Source organism: Microvirga medicaginis, from assembly GCF_052658925.1.
In genome coordinates this window covers 112,388-131,798 of the sequence record NZ_JBQWEL010000008.1, presented here as the reverse complement: position 1 = coordinate 131,798, position 19,411 = coordinate 112,388, and the positions used below count along the sequence as shown (strand labels likewise).

The 19,411-nt window shown below is 55.3% G+C and carries 11 protein-coding genes and 1 pseudogene; 6 read left to right on the top strand and 6 right to left on the bottom strand.

Annotated elements, in window-relative coordinates; all coding sequences use genetic code 11:
• Positions 1 to 439: 439 nt before the first annotated feature.
• From ACUXUR_RS12575 to ACUXUR_RS12555, 5 genes are all read right to left on the bottom strand, one after another.
• Positions 440 to 3,574 carry a type III restriction-modification system endonuclease gene (locus tag ACUXUR_RS12575; RefSeq protein WP_445502692.1) on the bottom strand — a complete coding sequence of 1,045 codons (3,135 nt, stop codon included), beginning with the start codon at positions 3,572 to 3,574 and terminating at the stop codon, positions 440 to 442.
• Positions 3,575 to 3,582: 8 nt separating this feature from the next.
• On the bottom strand, positions 3,583 to 5,598 hold the full coding sequence (locus tag ACUXUR_RS12570) for a site-specific DNA-methyltransferase (protein ID WP_445502691.1): 2,016 nt from the start codon (positions 5,596 to 5,598) through the stop codon (positions 3,583 to 3,585).
• A gap of 9 nt (positions 5,599 to 5,607) precedes the next feature.
• Positions 5,608 to 6,384, bottom strand: coding sequence for a DUF4391 domain-containing protein (locus ACUXUR_RS12565; protein ID WP_445502690.1), 777 nt, complete (start codon positions 6,382 to 6,384; stop codon positions 5,608 to 5,610).
• Positions 6,381 to 9,653: a helicase-related protein gene (locus ACUXUR_RS12560; RefSeq protein WP_445502689.1), complete on the bottom strand. Its 3,273-nt coding sequence runs from the start codon at positions 9,651 to 9,653 to the stop codon at positions 6,381 to 6,383. Before ACUXUR_RS12560 ends, ACUXUR_RS12565 begins: the two co-directional genes overlap by 4 nt.
• A 413-nt stretch (positions 9,654 to 10,066) precedes the next feature.
• Positions 10,067 to 11,707: a DUF6538 domain-containing protein gene (locus tag ACUXUR_RS12555; RefSeq protein WP_445502688.1), complete on the bottom strand. Its 1,641-nt coding sequence runs from the start codon at positions 11,705 to 11,707 to the stop codon at positions 10,067 to 10,069.
• A gap of 361 nt (positions 11,708 to 12,068) precedes the next feature.
• Here ACUXUR_RS12555 and ACUXUR_RS12550 point away from each other — a divergent pair, with 361 nt between their 5' ends.
• The 6 genes and pseudogenes from ACUXUR_RS12550 to ACUXUR_RS12530 all read left to right on the top strand — a co-directional run bounded on the left by ACUXUR_RS12550 (position 12,069) and on the right by ACUXUR_RS12530 (position 16,684).
• Entirely contained in the window at positions 12,069 to 12,836 is a 768-nt protein-coding gene (locus tag ACUXUR_RS12550) for an RNA-binding protein (protein WP_445502687.1), read from the top strand.
• Between the two features lie 173 nt (positions 12,837 to 13,009).
• On the top strand, positions 13,010 to 13,834 hold the full coding sequence (locus tag ACUXUR_RS12545; RefSeq protein ID WP_445502686.1) for a hypothetical protein: 825 nt from the start codon (positions 13,010 to 13,012) through the stop codon (positions 13,832 to 13,834).
• A gap of 686 nt (positions 13,835 to 14,520) precedes the next feature.
• A complete protein-coding gene (locus ACUXUR_RS12540) occupies positions 14,521 to 15,153 on the top strand; it encodes a recombinase family protein (RefSeq protein WP_445502685.1) in 633 nt (210 codons plus the stop codon).
• A 371-nt stretch (positions 15,154 to 15,524) separates the two neighbouring features.
• Positions 15,525 to 15,968 carry a hypothetical protein gene (locus ACUXUR_RS12535; RefSeq protein ID WP_445502684.1) on the top strand — a complete coding sequence of 148 codons (444 nt, stop codon included), beginning with the start codon at positions 15,525 to 15,527 and terminating at the stop codon, positions 15,966 to 15,968.
• A 17-nt stretch (positions 15,969 to 15,985) separates the two neighbouring features.
• A pseudogene (locus tag ACUXUR_RS26880) lies at positions 15,986 to 16,219 on the top strand (ParB N-terminal domain-containing protein); the annotation flags it as partial.
• Between the two features lie 165 nt (positions 16,220 to 16,384).
• Positions 16,385 to 16,684, top strand: coding sequence for a hypothetical protein (locus ACUXUR_RS12530; protein ID WP_445502683.1), 300 nt, complete (start codon positions 16,385 to 16,387; stop codon positions 16,682 to 16,684).
• Between the two features lie 136 nt (positions 16,685 to 16,820).
• Here the strand turns inward: ACUXUR_RS12530 and ACUXUR_RS12525 are convergent, their stop codons facing one another.
• Complete coding sequence (locus ACUXUR_RS12525) at positions 16,821 to 18,074, bottom strand: tyrosine-type recombinase/integrase (protein ID WP_445502682.1); 1,254 nt, start codon at positions 18,072 to 18,074, stop codon at positions 16,821 to 16,823.
• Between the last annotated feature and the right edge of the window lie 1,337 nt (positions 18,075 to 19,411).

The following is a 19,411-nucleotide window of genomic DNA, read 5'->3' as shown; positions in this document are numbered from 1 at the left end:
CCACTGCTGCTCTCGAGCCTCGGAGCCATGCCATCGGTAAGCTGCTGGATCGAATGCAACCCTACTACGGGAAGGCCAGGGTCAGGCTGTTGGCCTTTACACACGCTTCTGGTGTCTGACGCGGAGCGAACCATGCCGTTCGATCCGTCGACGACATGGTTGTCTGTGGGTCGAAGCTACTCGGAGCCCACTCCTGCGGCTTTGGTGCCGCTTTTGCCGATGCCCTTCGGCTTGCGTTCCGGCTGTCCCCGATTTCGCCTGGCTAGCGTCGAGGACCGGAGCCCATAGGGGGCTGGCATTCTCGACACGGCGTGAGATTAGTTGTTTCGCCCGTTCGGGGTAGGTCGCAGAGGATTTTATCTAAATTTGCGCCTTAGTTCTCTAGCGTGTTGTGCAAGGGAATGGCCCATCCCCTTGCGAGAGTCCAAACGTTGAGCTTCTAGGCCGCTGCTTGTCCTACAATGCCCATCAGCTCGCCGTAGCTTGTGACGACATCGTACTTCACGCGATCTTGCGAGATGTGCTGGCTAATTTCCTCGAAGAACTTCTTGGCACACTCGATCTTAGTCTTTTCGATTTCCCGCAATTTCAGCGATGACATCGAGCCTTTCGTCTCCGCAACGAAATAGATGTGCCTGACGCTACCGGATTTGAATGAAATCGCCCAATCCGGATTGTAGTCTCCGACAGGTGTTGGAATCAGGAACCCTCGTGGCAACTTGGCATAAACCACGACTTCGGTGCTGGTATCGAGCTCCTGAATGAACTTCCGCTCAATGTCAGAATCTGTGATGGCGTAGTCGTAGACATGGTTTTTCAGCTTCGCGGTTGCGCGCGAGAAATCCTGCCCGGCCTGGTTGGCTGTGAAGATGTTGGCATCGTAACGCTCTTCAACCTCATCGTAGGTCAAACGCTCAATAACCATTGCAGCCTTCTGCTCGGCAATGATGCGGGATGCTTCGGAAATGAAGTGCTCGGGGTTCTGCTTGAATTGACTGAAGATGGCAGACTCAATCTGTCCTAGAATACCGGCAGTGGTTTCTCGGGTCAGCTGAGCGTTCTCTGCCACTTTCCCGACCAAGTCGTACTTCACGAGCGAATGGACGGAGCCCTTAGTCTCCGTGGTGGTGTTCATGACACTAAAGCCTTCGCCGTTCCGAAGCTGGCCATCGGTCAAGCCGTCGTTCTGAACGCCGATCTGTACCGTGTATTGGAGTGGTGTAACGCGCAGATGACTATTGAGCGCGCCGGTACATTTTTTGATCAGCTCCTGGGCGTCGAACTCGACCCGATAGACCGCCTTCCGATTGATTCGCGCCCAAAGCTCCTGGAATTCCTTTTTCTGAAAATTCGAATTCAGCGGGTTGGTCTTGGGCTTCCTACCATCCTCGACCTTAGGCAGCTGCGCGTCGCTGAAGACGCTGTCAATCAGTTGGAACACCTGATCGGCATAGGGCTTCAGCTCCTCGGGCAGTGCAGCCAGCGTCCCTGCTGCCTTCGCCTCGTGGTAAGCATCAGCGATTTGGTCAGCATCGTCGGTGTAGTCGTTCTTCACCAGATAGCGATAGATCTGCTTCGCCATCGCGCCGGTTACTTCAATCGCTCCTTGCTCGGTGGTAATCGTCTTGCCGGTGAAATAGCTTTCCGTCGCCTGCCGAGGACGTGAGGACAAAGTTTCGGCAATTTCCTTTTGGAGTCCAGCAACAAAGTCTTTGTAGCTCTCACTCGCAACCACCGTCAGCACGTTGATGTCGTGGACTACGGCAGGGTTGTCCATCCTGTCGCCATGCTGATCGACGGATAGTCGGAGGCCACGACCAACCTCCTGTCGCCGGGAAATGGTGTTATCACTATGCTTAAGCATACACATGACGAAGACGTTAGGATTGTCCCAGCCTTCGCGTAGAGCTGAGTGCGAGAAGATGAAGCGAACCATCCGCTTCCCGCGTGTCTCAGCGTCATCAGTGGGCTTATGGAAGGCCAGTAGGCTTTCCTTGTCCTTTAAGATGAGATCATATGCGTCGACGTCATCCGATTCGACTGCCTTTGCTCCCACGGCCGGGTCTTTAAGTCGATTGGTCTTCTTGTCGATTGAGAAGTAGCCTGCGTGGGTTTTGGCCGGGTCGATCTCACCCAAGTACTTGCGGTACGGCTCGTTATCGATAGCGAGCTCCGACAGGTATTCTGTCTTAAGTAGCTCGTACTCTTCCTCAAAGATCCGAGCGTACTCGCCCTTTTCATCAGCCTGGCCATAGTCGCGATACTTCACCACCTCGTCAATGAAGAAGAGGGACAGCACCTTAATGCCCTGCGCAAATAGTTGTTTCTCTTTATCGAGATGGGCCTTGATCGTCTCACGGATCTGGATGCGCCGGATATCGCGTTCTGATACATCGCCATTGGCCTCGCCGGCCTTCAGCACCACCCCGTTGGTGAATTCAACGGTCTCGGTGTTGTAGTCGATCTGCGAGATTGTAAAGCCGTTGCGATACTCGTCCAACTCGCCCGACTCCATAAACAGGTCGTCGCGGAACTCCAGGCGTCGCAGTTGTCGTTTGATCTCGCCCGACTTAAGCTTCACCTCCAGCTCGACTCGCGCCACTGGCGCGCTTTTTGAAGTATCGATCCCTTCGAGATAGAGGTACGCGTTCGTCCCGGCGAGGCCGCGCGGCTGGATTCCCCGCACAGCGATCTTCTTTACAAGCCTCTGGTTGTAAGCATCCAGCGCGTCGAGGCGGTGGACACGATTGTGCTGCGTCCGGTGGGTCGCCGAATAGCGCAGGATCATCAAAGGCTTGAACTTTGGCAGCGCTTCCATGGTAGCCGAGCCTTCCATTTTCTGCGGCTCGTCCAAGATCAAAATCGGCCGGTTCGAAGCGATCACGTCAATAGGCTTACGTGACTGGAAGTCGTCCAACTCCTCATAGATACGGCGGTTGTCGGCACCACGGGCGTTGAACGCCTGAATGTTAATCACCATCACGTTAATGCCGGCGTCCGACGAAAAGCTCTCCAGCTCGTGTAGGTGCTTCGAGTTGTAGATGAAGAAGCGCGCTTTCTTGCCGTAATTCTCCGTGAAATGGTCAGCCGTGATCTGCAGTGACTTGTAGACACCTTCACGGATGGCGATCGAAGGCACCATGATGATGAACTTCGACCAGCCATAGCGCTTGTTCATCTCGAAGATGGTTTTGATATAGCAGTAGGTCTTGCCCGTGCCGGTCTCCATCTCGACGTCGAGGTGAATCCGCGTGGCTGCCAGCGCGTCGCGCCGGTAGGCTGCCGGGACTGGGGAGCGTTGGTTGTTGCGGTCGAGTATGGTGAAGTCGTCGAGCTGCTGCGAAACTGGCAGATTTTGGCGGCGCTGGACCTTCCGGATGTTCTCCAGAACCTGCAGCTCGCTCAACACCAAGTCAGCGTTCTTGAAACCCTCCTCGAAAGCGCTGGATTGCGCCTTGCGGCCCGGGTCGATGCGATAAGTCAGACCTTCAGTCCTCGGCTGGCCGGCGAAGCAATCCACGACGGACTCGACAGCATTGGTCTGGTAGGGCTGGACCTTGAATTTCAGCTTCATGGCCGTTCTCAGATTGACTTGACTTCGGTGGAGGGCGAGAGCTGGCGGAAGATCTGTTCGACGTTAATCTTCACTGCGTCGGAAACGAAGCCGTTGTCGCGGAAGACAACACGCAGCGGCTCGCGGCGAGCGAGCTCTTTAACGAGGTCTTCAGTCACGCCCTTATCAAAGCAAGCGACAAGGGCGTTTTCGTCTACGAAGAAGATGGTCTTCCCATGTACGGCTTCGCGCTGGACAGGTAGTGTCAGGTCCACGCCCCAATCGACTAGTACTTGGAACAGCAGGTCTTCGGGCGCACGGTCCTCTTTCACATTATTCACCATGTCGAGCAGATCGGACTGCTTCACCTCGTCAGGGCGGTAGTACACGTCCTTCATGTTCGATGTGTCTACCTTCAGCACACGGAAGCCGACATCCCGGTTCCAGTCGGGATGACATTCGCCTTCAAGAATCTTTGCTCCGGCGCGGCGAATGCGTTCCTTTGCAATTTCGGCAATCGTTTCTGGCCGGCCACGCGCCTTGAGGAAACTGATCGCATTGTTTGTGATCTTTTTGGCAGCTCCTGTCGCAAGCTTGAGGGCCTCGTTCAGGTCCTCTGGTATCTGGACAAGAATGGATGCGCAGTGGCTACCCTGCTGGCGATTCAGTTCAAAAACAGCATGAGCTGTGGAGCCAGAGCCAGCAAAAAAGTCTAGAACAACATCGTTATCCTTCAACTTCATTGCTTTGAATAAGTCCGCAAGAAGAAACTCATCCTTTGGATTTGTGAAGACCTTTTCTCCAAATAGCTCGCGCAGTCTATTCGAAGCGGCACGCCCGTCGACGAAGCGCATACTCGTAAGACTTATATTCTCAGTATTCTTCAGGTATGTCTTCAGGCAAGGAACAGTTGTTTCGTCCTTCCCGAAATGCACTCGATTGTCAGCAATTAGATCGAGCAACTTGTCTTTTGGACAGAACCAGCCGCGAGATGGCTCTTTTACAGGACGCCCTGTCTTCGGATGATCAATAGAATAAACATATTGTCCATCATTCGGACCCGAAATGTTGTCCGGGAAATACACTCCGCGCTCATCCATCCAGCTATAGTGCTTGCTATCGTAGATTGGGTTTGAAGGCGGGAACTGCTTATACCATTCGAGCGCAGCTTGGTGTATGGCACCCCAGTTATTACCATGCTCACTGCGGAAGCCATCAAAGGCTTTGTATATCTCGTTCAGACCAGGTTTCTTTTCCGACCAATCCCCTGGGTTAGCGCTCTTGTCCCTGACATAAACTACCAAATATTCGTGTTGTATCGAGATATACGCTTGGTCGTTCTTGCTGCTATTTTTCCAAACAATTTCCCCACAGAAGTTATCGGGGCCAAACACCTCGTCGCACAACTTCTTGAGGTTCGCATGCTCATTTTCATCAATCGAGATGACTACGACGCCATCGCGGCGGAGCAGATTTCTGGCGATGACCAGTCTGCTATACAGCATACTCAGCCACTCTGAATGGAAGCGCCCTGCAGTCTCTCTATTCGCGACAAGTCGATGCCCCCCCTCATTGACCTGCATCGAACGCTTCAAGAATTCTTCTGATCCTTGAGCAAAGTCGTCTTGATATACGAAGTCCTTTCCCGTGTTGTACGGTGGGTCGATGTAAATCAGCTTGATTGCGCCGAGATAGCTTTCCTGGAGCAGTTTAAGGGCTTCGAGATTGTCTCCCTCGATAAACAGATTGCGCGTTTTATTGAAGTCAACGCTTTCCTCGTATGCCGGACGCAGCGCCTTCGCAATTGGCGCATTTGCAACAACCAGAGCCTCCCGTTTCCCCGGCCAGTCCAGCCGATACCGCTCCTGCGGCCCTTCCACGATGCGGTCGCATAGCTCCTGCCGCAGCTGGTCGAAATCGACAGCTAAGCGCGGCTGCCCCGTTGCCTCGTCACGTGCCTCAGTGACGCAACTTGGGAACAACTCGCGAATCTTCGCGATGTTAACCTGGCTGAGGTCCGGGCTGTGCATCTTCAATCTGTCCATTGCGTCCTCTTAATTGCTCGTGGAAGCGGCGCCCAGGCTTACCGCTTTCAACCGCTCCAATTCGTTTTTAGCCGCGCGCAGCTCAGCATTGATCGCTACACGCTTATTGAATTGTTTCTCGCGCGTCAGCCGCGCCCTAATCCGCTCGACCTCCCGCACCTTGGCTTGGATCGCTTCAGCTTGTGTGATCCGCGTCTCTAGCGGAACAACCGGAGCATCGGGCGCGGGAGTAAAGGGGGCCTGCAGCGACTCGCCCGTGCCCCGCTCATGAGATGGCTGCAGGGGAGTGGTAAGACGCGTTGTCTGTTCTATCACAAGGGGACTGAGCAGCCGCTCGTAGAGTGCATCCATGTCCAGCACCACAGGCAGAGTCCTGCGGGGGGTATCCTCGGCTATCCAGCCGCTCTCGAAGTACTCGCCCACCACCCAGCGAGTGTTGTCGGCATCGCTCGGGCGCTTGTAGGCGGCAGCGACCTTCACCTTGCCGCCATGCATCAACTCAAAGATCAGGGGAAAGGGGATCGCTCTGTCGATTGCGCGCAATATGTCGGGATCCAACGCCAGTGTCCGGAGCATGATGCGGAAGATCTGGATCTCGGCGACGGTTTTGGTGGCGGTCAGGTTAATCGTTTCGGGCGCTAGCTTATAAGCCCAGATGATTTGATCCACCTCACGCACGAAGCTATCCTTGAGCGCACTTCCGGCGTCTGCGTGTTCGTAGATTTTGTTCTTGGGGATAACGCGCCCGAAGGCAGCGGCCCTCGGCCAGTCGTAGAGGGCAGTCATGAAGCGCCCCCTTCGACAACCAGGAAGGCGATGAGCTCGAAGTCGTCCAGCCCTTTGATGGTATGGGTCAGCGCCGTCGTCCGGCCGCCGCTGAACAAGCTGTCGATGTCCTTTTCTTCCTTCACCTCGATCATGGATCGGATTGCGCTGCTGAGGAGCTCCGAGTAGCGCTCCATCCGGCGACCGTCATCGGTTCGTTCATTGAAGATGCGGCAGGCGTCGCGGATCGGCTCAACGCGCCCCTTGCAGCTGGTGCGGATCAGGTCGAGCAGGCGCTTGACCTCGGTGTGGTCGACGACGATCTCGCTGTCGTCGCCAATATAGACCAGATAGTACGGGTGTAGCCGGTTCTGCTGGTTGATGTTCACGCTGTCGTGGATGTTCTTTAAGGCAAAGATGGCGCCGGGCTGGAGACCCAATTCGGGCTGCGCGGGTACGACCGCGTGCATGCCGGAGGGGAGATCATCTAGCTCACCGTTTTCTTTGACGTAGTTGAGAAGATCCATCCGGAAGTCGTTCAAACCGAGGTCAGTGATCGAGATACCGGCTTTCACGTCTTCCAGCTCAACGACCTCATCCTGAAGGCGTTTAAGCTGTTCCTTGCGGTAGGCGATGTCGCTCGACTTTGAGGTTAAGACATTGTCGTCGCCTGTCGCGGTGATGTCAGTGATCACCATCCGGTTTTCGACGCGCTCCTTGAGGTTAATGTACTCGTCCAGCGAAATATCGGGCCAGTAGTTCACCAGCTGGATCTGGCTATTGGATGAGCCGATGCGGTCAATCCGTCCGAAGCGCTGGATAATGCGTACCGGGTTCCAGTGGATGTCGTAGTTAATCAGGAAGTCGCAGTCTTGAAGGTTCTGGCCTTCGGAGATGCAATCTGTGCCGATCAGGATATCGAGTTCATCGGGCTCATTTGGCAGGACGACGCTCTTCTCCTTGGAACGGGGCGAGAACAGCGTCAACACGCTTTGGAAGTCGTATGATTTCTTGAGAGTTGTTTTTGGGGCATCCGACCCTGTGACTTTCCCGACGTGCAAGCCGAGTTGCTGCGCGAACGGAGCAAGGTTTTCATATAGGTAGTTCGCGGTGTCAGCGAAGGCCGTGAAGACCAGGACCTTCCGGTTACCGGAGTTGAGAGGCTCCTCGACCTTCTGCCGGATAACTGAGAGAACGTGCTGGAGCTTCGCGTCGTCAGCCGGCGCAACCTTGTCCATCGACGCAATGAGCTCCCCAATGAGGGCCTGATCCGCTTCCAGGTCGTGTTTCCACGAGGGTAGGTCCATATCGGCAAGGCTGATCTGCACCTTCTTCCCGACCGTGAATTCCTCAAGGCCGGAGAGATCATCGTCTTCCGGGTCGAAAGCGCTTCCTTCCGCAAGGTAGTCGGTGACGTTCTCTGAGCGTCCGGTCCTCTCGGATCCACGAATGGCGTCCAACGTGCGGGAGATGTTGCCGCTCAACGAACGCAGGGTCAGCCGAAATGCCGCTACCGAACTTTCGAGGCGTTTCAGCAGGTTGGTCGTCATTAATGCCTGAAGGCTGCGTTCCCGGTCCGCCTGACGCAGCTTTCCACGGCCACCTTCGACCTGTGTGTCGTAGATCTCCTCGTACTTCCGAAGGCGGCTTGGCAGGATGTAGCTGATCGGCGCATAGACTGCGAGCTTGAGCACAGAGAGCTGGGTGAAAATCTCATTTAGTCCCATCACATCAGCCCGCGAAGTGATCGGGCAATGGAATGAAAGCGGTTTGAGGCGCTGAGGGAACTTTCCAATATCGCGCGTGTCGTAGAAGGTCTCGATGTGCTTGCGCGAGCGCGCTATCGTGACTGCATCGAGCAGTTCGAAAAAGTCAAAATCCAGGGCCTTGAGGATGGACGCTGCGGTTCGCTCTTCTGGGGGAAGCGTCGACCACTCGTTGAAAGCCTTCTGCGCTCGCCGAAAGATTTCCTCAACGCTTGTTTCGGTCTTCAGATTGCGAACGAGGTTTTCGGATTGCCCCTCGTAGGCCAATGCGAGCTGGTTTCTAAGATCCGTAAAGCGGTTGTTCACCGGAGTTGCAGACAGCATCAGAACCTTGGTCTTCACGCCGGCGCGGATGACCTTGTTCATTAGTTTCTGATAGCGTGTCTCGCGGTCTTTGTAGATGTCGTTGTTTCGGAAGTTATGGGACTCGTCGATCACAACGAGATCGTAGTTCCCCCAATTCACCCGATTGAGAGGAATGCCGAAGGACTCGCCGGATGTCCGCGACAGATCCGTGTGGCAGAGGACGTCGTAGTTGAAACGGTCCTTTGCAAAAATATTGGTCGTTAGGTTGGTGTTATAATTCCGCCAGTTGTCGGCAAGCTTTTTCGGGCACAGAACCAGGACGGACCTGTTCCTGAGCTCGTAGTATTTGATGACGGCGAGCGCTGTGAACGTTTTACCCAGACCAACACTGTCTGCCAGAATGCAACCGTTGTAGGTTTCCAGCTTATTGATGATTCCCGTTGCCGCGTCCTTCTGATAATTGAAAAGCTTGTTCCAGATTAGACTGTCGCGGTATCCGGTTAAATCATTGGGGAGAACATCTTCGTCAATATCCTCAAGGAAGTCTTGGAAGATATTGTAGAGCATGAAGAGGTAAATGCGCTCTGGCGAGTTCTCTTGATAGACGGACTCGATATACTCACAAATTGCATCGGTAACATCCTTCACCTTCTCTGGATCTGCCCAGATCTGATTAAAAAGCTGAAGGTACATTTGAGCGTGTGACGGATTATCGAACCTTGTCACAAAGTTCGAAACGGCATTGCCCTTCTGATAGCCGAGATCGACGGCTGTAAAGCCGCTGATGGGCATGTAAGCAACACCCTCTGCATCTCTGGCGACATGCATGAACTGCTGCATAGGGGCTTTGGTCGTGTTTGACCGAAACGTTGCCTTCTTACGAATCCATTCAGCACATTCGCGGGCGACGGCTCTCTGGGTTAGCTTGTTCCGAAGTTGGATTTCGAATTCAGTCCCGTAGAGGCCACTTTCGCGACGAGCCTTCGGAATAAAATACTCCCGTCGCTCCTTGCGCAGACGGTCAGTAACCTCCGTAGGCACGAATGTCGGAGCAGTGAAAATGAATTGAAGGCTCTCCACTTTGGAGAGCTCGGCTTTTAGGGTTTCAAACGCATAGATTGAAAAGCAGGATGCCGCGATCTTCAGCCGTGACCCGCGTTCGATCGTTGCTCTTAGATCGTCGCCGAGAAGGTGCGAGGTGTTGTCGATGATCTTCATCGAGATCCTCGCTGCTTAGGATTGCAATTTGTTGATACTGTGGAGCTCTCGAAACGGGTTCCGTGTCAAGGTGTAGATTTCAGGAAGTAAAGTTAAATAATTCTTAAATTCTGCCTCTGGCTTCACAGGCATCTTAAGCCTATTCAGCAACTTTTCGCTCTTCACTTGCCCCTCCAAGACAGGCTTGATCCTAAATTAAACGCCGCTCGACGCTTTAACCAAGGTCTGCCTTTTGCACTCCGCCATGCATTCTCTGCGACATGGCTTTGTCCATCACTCGACATCCGCAGTTGCTGAGCCTTAGATTGAGTAACTGAGGAACGCCGCGTTTTCAATAAAAACTGGGCCGTACCGGGCCTAGTCCGGCGTCGCAGGAGCCAATGAGTCTATGAGGGATGCAGCTTTCTGAGCCCCTATGGGTTTTCGGATGCTGACAGCAGTTTGGAAGCCCGCTTCGCACGTTTTGGTGGTGGCGAGATTGCAGTCCTGGCGTGGTCTTTATCGGAGACGTTTAGACTGACGGCGGGAATTTTCACCAATTCTCGATAGAGCGCCTCCATTGGAAACTCGCCATAGGTGTCCGCAACTGTCTTACGTCCATGGCCGGTAATCGCGTCGACAATATCGGGTGCCAGCCCATGTCTGCGTCCGAGAGTTTTGAGGCGGTGTCGCCATGAATGATTCGGTGCCAGCCGGGCGTCTGTCAGCCCGAGGGCGCGCACCCACCGCCCCAGGATTTTGGTCCCATTGCCGCCGCGACTGCCGAAGCGATTGGGTGGGAGGCTAGCGAACAGGGGTCCAGACTTAACCGTCGCTACAAACTTCAGGAAGCCGCTTTCGATCAAAGCAGGATGGAGCGGAACTGCCCTCTCGGAACTACGGGTTTTCAGAGGACCAGCCTCTGGGTCGATCTTGAGGCAGGAATAACCGTCAATCTGGACGATATCTTCAGCCCGAAGCTGACAGATTTCCGCCACCCGTGCCCCAGAATACGCACATAACCAGGGCACCCACCGGCGGACTGGGTCTGTCTCCGCGAGAGCGGCTTTAAGGACAATTGCCGCCTCCACATCTGTAAAGCTGCGTCGCGCCTCGGACGGCTTCGTTTTGACGTCGATGACGACGCGCTCCGCGGGGTTACTTGCCAGCCGACGGTTGTCAACCGCCCACTGGAGAATGGCCCGGATGGGCGCCAGCTTGGCATCTCGGATCGTTTTTGCCTGAGACCCACTCTCAACGAGAGCTCCTTTCCAGGCGATTAGATCGTGGGGGGTAAGACGCGCAGCATCATCATGGCCCAGAAAGGTCGTGAACTGCCGAACAACCCGCTGCCACTCATACGCCGTCTTCGCGGAAGGGCGCTTCTCTGCCGCCCAGGCTTTGACGAGTTCATCGAAGCCGATGCGGCGTGCTGGGGCTGAGCTGGCGGGCGGCAAGCCAGGATTGCGAAGTGGGTGAGCCCCTTCGATAGAGAGATGATTGAACTCGCCCCGTGCGTAACGGGCGAGGGTCAGACTGGCCCGCTGGACGGCCACGGCAACCGCCTTGGCAAGTCTCAAGCGGCCTGCCTCGTCAACCCGCAGTCCTCGGAAGGCCAGATGCTCGTCCGCTTGGCGCAGACACCAGGCCTCAAGTTCCTGGCGCTTGAGATCTTCGAAATCAAGAGTGGTCAGGCTGAGGTCTGTGCCTGTCGAAGCCCAGATCGAGGGCGTGGGCGGGAAGAGCTTGTCGCCTAGATCGACCGGCCAGAACGCCTGATCGCTTGGGTTGTCTTTGTGAAGGGCTAGCCAGTGATCATGGACGGAGGCCGCCAGCTCGTGGGCGTCTCGTTCCGACAGTGTCTGAGGTCCAGCCCGCAGGTTCGCCCATTGGGCCTCAAGCTGAGTCAAAGCCTCCAGGTGCAGGCGCTTCGCCTCGGTGGGGTCCCGGGTCTTGAGGCTGCGCTTCTCCTCACGCTTACCGACAAGAGATCGCAGGTCTTCGGGGACAGCCTTCCGAAGCCAGTAAATACCTGTTTTGGGATGTTTCCAGGGACGTGCCATTGCCAGGGCCATTTGTACCACCCGTTTGTACCACTCGGGCAGTCTGAAGCCACTGATCTTGCTGGAATTCTTTTTGCATCAACCCCTTAGAAAAGGGTTGGTGCCCAGGAGAGGACCGGATAGGACCGGCTCCTAAGCCTTGATAATAAAAGGTTTTTTCGATCAGTCAGACTGTGTTGTTGAACAGTCTCGTTTATCGCTTCAACGGGCGCAACGTGCAAGAGCCGAACTCAGCAATTGCGGCAGTCCCCGCCTTGCCGGGATTTTCACCGTCAGATCAAGAAACAAGGGTTTGCCCGTGGTGACTTCTTATGGAACACTCGCGTGACCTCGGACGCTGTGCTATGGGCTGCTGCAAAGCTTGAGGTACAAGATGGAAGCAGCACGGCAAGAGTTCAGAAAAAGGGTGGCTGAGTACGTTCGCGACCACTACAAGAAGGAAAACTCACGCCCTTTGCTGCTGGCAGAACTTGGTTCTATCATCACCAATAATCAGTGGTGGCCGGAGGATCGAGGAAGCCAGAGCCTCGCTGAACTGCTTTCAGAACCTTCATCTGAGCTTCAGATCATTCGAGACCCAGACACCCCCGCATACGTGGCCGTCGCTGTCCCTGAAACAAGGGATTTGGTCGAGAAGGCTATTGAGGCGCGTCATGCTGCTACATTGCTGTCAGGTCTTGCGAAACCGGTTCTCGTCGCTTTCTGTGTCGCCAATCCTTCAGGAACAAAGGTTTACCTAAGGACAAAGCCTCCGTTTCGCTACTCCACGAAGCTGCCCCGCCCACATGAGTTAGACGATTACTTTGTTATCGAGGATGAGTTTCGTCGTCCAGGACTACAGGCGGAGCGTATCGAGCGAATGGCACCCGCCGACCAAGTCGACCTCGCCCGCAAAATCAAGGATTGGGCTACGTCAAAGGGTGTCGTGGTCCAGAGCCTCATGCGGGCAGAAAAGACAGAGGACCAAGCTGTAACAGTCGAACAAGACAATGCGGGTTCTGAAGAGGGCCGAGAGGCACCTTCCGCTCTCCCAGAGCCACGTAATGCACTTGAGCGTCTTTATGCGGCTCAGGAACCCGAAGTCGCTGCTACTATAGTCATCCCTCTTGATCTTGCGGTTGCTTTAAGCCGTCGTCCCTGATGTCTTCCCGCTCGCGACAGCGGCAGCGACTAGCACCAGCTAGTCCAGTACCGCTTTATGTTATTGCTGGTCTTCCAAGCCCCCTCAACGACAAAGCCGAGGCTATCGTCCGTGGTATCGTTGGTGGTCAGCCTCGCGTGATCGCTCACCGGGCAACATCCAATGATGGTGCCTTGTACCCCGATCAGCAAATTGAGACGTTCCTGCGAAGCGTCGGTGGCTTTGCAGTACGACGGCGGCTGAAGAGTGATCCTCCCCAGCCTTTGGCACCATCTCAAATCTTTCTGTGTTACGTACCCGCGCCAGATCAAGAGCGACTGCTGAAGCTGTTCGACTTCGCCGTCTATCCAGTACCCTTGCTTGGTCTAGGGGATTTTGACGGCCGCGGGCGTCAATTTCGCCACAGCGAACAAGCTGTAGTCGATGCCCTGAGGCAAGCCTTGGTTGGCGACAATTCACCTGGCAGAACCTTCGGTCCTTTGAAGCAGCGTTTGTCGAGTGTTAGCGACCGAGAGCCATTGCTCTTGCCACCTAATAACTTCTTTCTTTCACACGAAAGGAGATTATCCGACATTTTTCGGCAGCTCAGGAGTTGGCAGCTTCAGTGGAATGAGGCCGCAGGCGAGTTGCACAGCGAGATGTTTGATGCAGATAAGCTTCCGAAGGGGCTGCGTGGACAGGAGAAGAAGGAGCTTTACCTAGACTTCCGTTCTGTTGTGTTTTTGGGGGCACGCCCCAGGGAGTTCCATGGAGCAAACAGAGAAGTCAACAGTGATGCCGGTTTACCTGAACTCATGCAATTGCTGCGTAGCCTGTACCGCTTTGGCGTCCCGCTGCCGGAGGGGTATCACCATGACCTGCAACTGGAGGGTGGCAAGGAATTTGCAGGCTTAGATTTTGATTGTTGTGTTGAAGGCCAAGTCGAGGCTCATGGTTCACATGTCAATGTGTACCCCAACGACTATGTCCGCGCTGAAAGGAAGATAGGCAAAAAATAATGCCGCGGTCTAACAGGGTTAGAAGCCGCGGCCCGTAGGCAATCAGTTGCTAGAAACTCTCCTTACCTCCCAGCCGGTCGATTGGCCTCCCTCGGTCAATCGCGACGATCCAGCCGTAGCGGGATCGAAGAACCATAACGGTTGTCGGGTCCCAGAGCCACCTGTTGGCAGCTCCGGCGTTTTTCCCACATACAAGATGCGGGTCCACGCGGATTGCGATCAAGTTTCACATCTGATCGGTTCTTAAAATGCCTCTTCTAACGCGTATGTCAACCTCTAAGTTTCCTTTCCGCGTTATTTTAGAACAGTTTTATCAGGTGTTGGACGACTAGGCGTTACCCCTCAGCCACCAATGGCTTCGTCCGGGTTCTAGAAACCATTTAATTTCAAAGCTTATAACTTAGCCGGAGTTTCAGGTGCAAATTTTTGAAAGCCTTACCTGAAGCCCATGCGCGAGGTGTTCCCCCCGTAGAGGGAGTGCCGCGTGTGAGCAAGCGGCGATCCTTACCGTGTACTGAACTATAGCGCACGAGTGTTTCGATGCGCTCCCCTTAATCGACTGTCCGCAAAGGTAAGCTCATGCGGACATCCCGAAACACGCTCAATCTAGCGTCCGTAAAGGTTGACTTCGCCTTACGGACACGCTTATCTACGGACGTTACTTCAACGGACATTCTGGTATCGCTATGGCGACATTCCTCTATGCTCGTGTTTCGACCGCAGATCAGACGCTCGACCATCAACGCACCCAGGCAGAGGCCGCAGGCTTCACCTTCGATCACGTCATTGCTGATCATGGCGTCTCAGGTGTTAGCACCCGCTTAGCTGAAAGACCGCAAGGCCGCAGGCTCTATGACATGCTCAGAGCCGGAGATGTGCTAGTGGTCAGATGGGTGGACCGCCTTGGCAGGAACTACCAAGACGTTTGCGACACCATAAGGGAGTTCATGCGTCGTGGCGTCGTCATCAAGACGATCATCAACAGCATGACCTTCGATGGGGCGACCAAGGACCCCATGCAGCAAGCCGTAAGGGACGCTCTGATTGCCTTCATGGCAGCGACCGCGCAGGCCCAAGCTGAGGCGACGAAGGCGGCACAGACCGCTGGCATTGAACATGCGAAAGCTCAGGGCGACCGCTATAGGGGACGCAAGCCATCCTACACGCGGGATCAACTCCGAGCCGTCCAGAACTTGCTCGGACAAGAGGCGGGGATCAGCGTCATTGCCAAGACGACAGGATTGAGCCGACAGGCCATCTACAGGATCAAGGATGATCCGATGGGGGCTGAGGCTGTCCTGACGAGTTGGGGAATGTAGCCTGTCAGGATCGGTGCAGTGGACTGCACTTTTGATCGCCGCTTCCACCCCTCACCCTCAGAGGGACGTGCGACGTTCCTCAAACATCTTTTTTGTCCCTGCCTGTCAGGGGATGGCTACTAATCAACTACTGACTACGAAGAACCATGAAACGAACCTGCCGTGTACCTGGATGCACAGCGGAAGCGTCATCTCGGTACAATCCCTACTGCTCTAATCACAAGGCCCGCCTCCGTCGCCATGGTGCGGTGGACCAAGAGGGCATAACCTCAACAGACCTCAAGCCGTACCTTGCGAGGGTCCGAGCGCGTGTCGAGAAGAACCGCGACAACCCGGCATGGGGCCAACTTGATGGCCGATGGCTGAGTGTCGTGGACCATGCACGAGCCGTCATTGCCTCCTACGAGCGAGGTAAGGCCAGCATCAGGCACGAGGTGAAAGCGGCTCATGAGGTCGTAAAGGTCGCGCAGACCGTCTCACCTCGGGAGGCCGTCGAGGTCGTCCTTGCCATGTTCATGATGCAGGAGCTTGAGCCGAGGCGGTTCCGTAATGACGAGGCTTTCCGGTTTCAGCTTACCCGGCGAGCGCGGGCACTGGTGAACGTCAATGCTGGTGAGTTCTACGACCACCGGACCAACAAGACACGGCGGGTTTACCGGGAGCTCCCACCCAAAGCAGTTGCGGTGATCGGACATTGGCTCGTGCAAGCATTTGGAGCCGCAGGGGTCCGCATTGCCCGTCTGGAACGTGAGGACGAGGAAAGAGAAAGAAACGAGCGACTGGAACTCTATAAGGCGCTGGAGAACCTAACGTGAGCGAACAGAAACCTATCATGGTCCAAGTGGCGGACCTCGTTCTCAATGATGCCTACCAAGTGCGAAACGAGGTCGATCAAGGGGCCGTCCGTCGATACGCAGATGCGATGAAAACAGGCCATGAGTTCCCACCGATCACGGTTGCGATGGTCAATAGAGCGCCTATCGTAGTGGACGGATGGCATCGAACTAATGCGGCAAGGCTCATCGGACGTGCTACCTTACCGGCGATCCTCATTGAAGCCGACGAGCGCGAGTTGGCGTGGATAGGAGCGGAAGCAAACAGCAGGCATGGCGTTCCGCTGAAACGGAGTGAGGCTCGTAACGTATTCAGGGCCTACGTTCGGGCAGGCCGCCACCGGAACTCCAATGGACGGATCAAATCTTCTCGGGAGATGGCTCAGGACTTACGGGGCATGAAGTCTCACGCAACTATCCTCGAATGGATGAGGCAGGACTTCCCGTCTGTCTACCGGGACATGCGTCGAACTGAGGAAGAACCCCGCTTCGAGGGCGGCCTTCATGCGGTGAACCCTGAAGAGCATTTCTATGGAGCCACCTTGGGCGCTCTTGAGAGCCTTGTTGCCAACGCAAGAGGGATCAAGGACCCGACCAGACGCGGGCAGATCATTGCGACCCTTGAGGCAACCCTTGAGGCGATCAAACAGGACAAGCCTTGGGAGCCTGTCTCCACAGATGACGATGATGACTTCTAGGTTTGTAAAGTTTTAACACCTCATAGCAACAGAACCCACGTCAAACGCTTGTAGTACAAGGGTTACTTGGACATCACCTCTTACTGCGAGGGGCGTGAAGCCTCTCGCGGCAATACCGTCTGCCAGACTGTTGAGGTCAAACCTTGTAATCCGAAGCGCAATCCACACCCTGTCGAGGAAACTTGGCGAGTGCGGACGCCATAGCCTTGATCGTTACGTCTCCATACTCGTCCCCGACTGTCCGTGCAGCATGTCCCTGTATTTGGTCCATGATGCGGGGGTCCAGACCAACCTCCCGCCACAACGTCTTGAAGCGGTGTCTCCAACCGTGGTTTGGTGCGACATTGCGATCCGGGACGAACTTGCGGGCAAACTCTTGCAACCTGTTTTTCACCCCCTGCAATGGGCCAAGGACCCTCTTTTCCGGGTCAGGCTCTGCGTCGTTCGGATTGAGAAACAAATGACCATCCGGAGCTGACATCACGAAAGTCGGGAAGCCGAGTTCGACTAAGTGAGGGTGTAGAGGTATTTCCCGAGCCTGCCCACCCTTTACGGTTCCCGCCTCGGGCGTAACCGTCAGAACCCAAATGCCGCTCTGCTGTCGAAGGTCTTGCTTTCTTAGCTGCGCCATCTCGCCCACGCGAGAACCGGTATAGGCACATAGCCAAGGGACCCACCGCTTGGCGGCGAATGTCTTGAGGGTCTCTTTACCTCGCTGAAGCTCCGAAGCCGCCTTAAGGATCGCCTGCGCTTCTGCATCAGTGAACCCCTTGGATCGGACGCGCTTGGGCTTACCGAGCTTGATAGTGATACCCTCGGCAGGGTTGGACGGCAGAAGGCGGTTCGACACGGCCCAACCGAATACAGCCTTAAGGCCAGCCAAGTCGCTGTCCTTAACTGTCTTGGGCGACACTGGTTTGCCGGTCTTTGGGTTCACCTCGGAAAGTCGGTAGTCCTTGAACCGAACTATGTCCTCAGGGGTGACCCGTCGTGCATCATTGTGTCCGAGGAACTTCGCCAGCTTATCGACAGTGGTGCTGTAGGACTGGTGGGTACTTATCGACCGGCCTGTTGCTTTAGCTTCGCGCCACCAGCCTTCGACAAGGCTTGTGAGTGTAACCTTCTTTCCGACTGAAGCGGAGTTCAGCCCCTCTCGATCATGCCCATTAAGACGTGGAGGCTCCCATTCAGGGAACCGAGCGGCATCTGGATCAGGCCGGTAGTCTCCCTTCGTCTTGCGGGCGTTAATCTTGGTTGCCTGCTGCATAGCCTCGGCGACCTGCATGAGCAGCCGGGAGCGGCTGTCCTCATCTACGACCAACCCCTCGCGTCCAAGCACAACATCCACGACAGGCCCGAAGCGCCGCTCCAAGGCCGCCAGAAGGCGCATCCGCTTTTCCTCAGGGGTTGCAGGCGTAAGTCTCAGACGGTCTCGGTGGGGAAGCCCCTGAATGACTTCTTCGTTAGCGGCAACAGCCCGGTCCCAAAGACCGGGAGGTCCGGGATCATCGTCGAAGGCATCTACCCAAATCCGGTAAGCAATCCCGGCGAGAGCCACCGTCTCTTTCGGCGAGAGCCTGCGAGGTCCCTGCCTAGCGGCAGCATAGTGTTTCGCTAGAGCCGCACTGACCTGAGCGTGACGCTCCTTGACGACCTTTGGATCGGACGTGGAAAGAGACAGACGAATGTCCTGAGCCGTCGAGCCGATCTTCTTCGTGACGATCCGGTCACCGACAGGGATCAGTAACTTTGTTCCCCTGATGCGGTCGATGATGTCGGACGGGATACGTTGGATGAATTGTTCGTTACGAGTACCAGGGCGTCTCATGGGACGAGCTGTACGTAGGGGCATGTTGATCAGGCATGTTGTACAGTCGCCTGACCCTAAACCCTTACCACCCCTTAAGTTCTTAGTCTTGTTCGACTAAGGAAAGGGATGGTGCCCAGGAGAGGACTAGCGTCAGGGTAGACTAAACGCCTGTCGTATAAGGGACTTCAGCATCAACCTGTGGGCCATGTGTACCTGCGTTGTGTACCCTTTTCAAGATCTCCCGCGGAGTTGGCATGAGGGAGGCGCGTTGCTTTTCCTCCTATCAGTAGCGATAGGTGAGCATCTGTCTGGCATGGGGTCCAACGACAAAATTCCTATGGCTTTCGGTGGCTAATCCGGGAAGTTTAGGGTCAGTAGAGCAACACCCAAGAGTCGAAGTTTCGGGGCTAGTGGTTAAAATCTGATACTTGGTACCCTGATTGTGCCTGTTAGCGATGTACCAGGATTTTGACCAAGCGACCGAATGGACCCGGGACGAAGAAGCGCTGCACGTCCAACGGCTCGGTCGCCGGACCATCCTCAATCTAGAAACCTGCGACCTGCATCTTCCGATGAACGTCGGACGGATTGTCCATGTCTATGGAGAGGTCGGGCACGGGCGTTCGGGACCCGCCCCGGTCATCACGCAGATCTGTGGTGTTATGCTGCCATCAGCAGCAAAGGTCATGATCCACCCGAGGTCCATAGCGACGACCATCCCGAGCACGTCGCCATAGAAAGCCGTTGCGGCGTTGAGCTGGTTGACTGCTCGGTTTGCATGATGCGCTTCACTGGCATGGATTGTCTCCTCGTTGAGCCCTCCGGGTGGGTACCAAGCTTCAGATTATGGCCACTAGAGGGTCGGCCAGAAGAACGTTGCGGGGCTATAGCGCACTGTTTGACGAGGGTGACTGTAG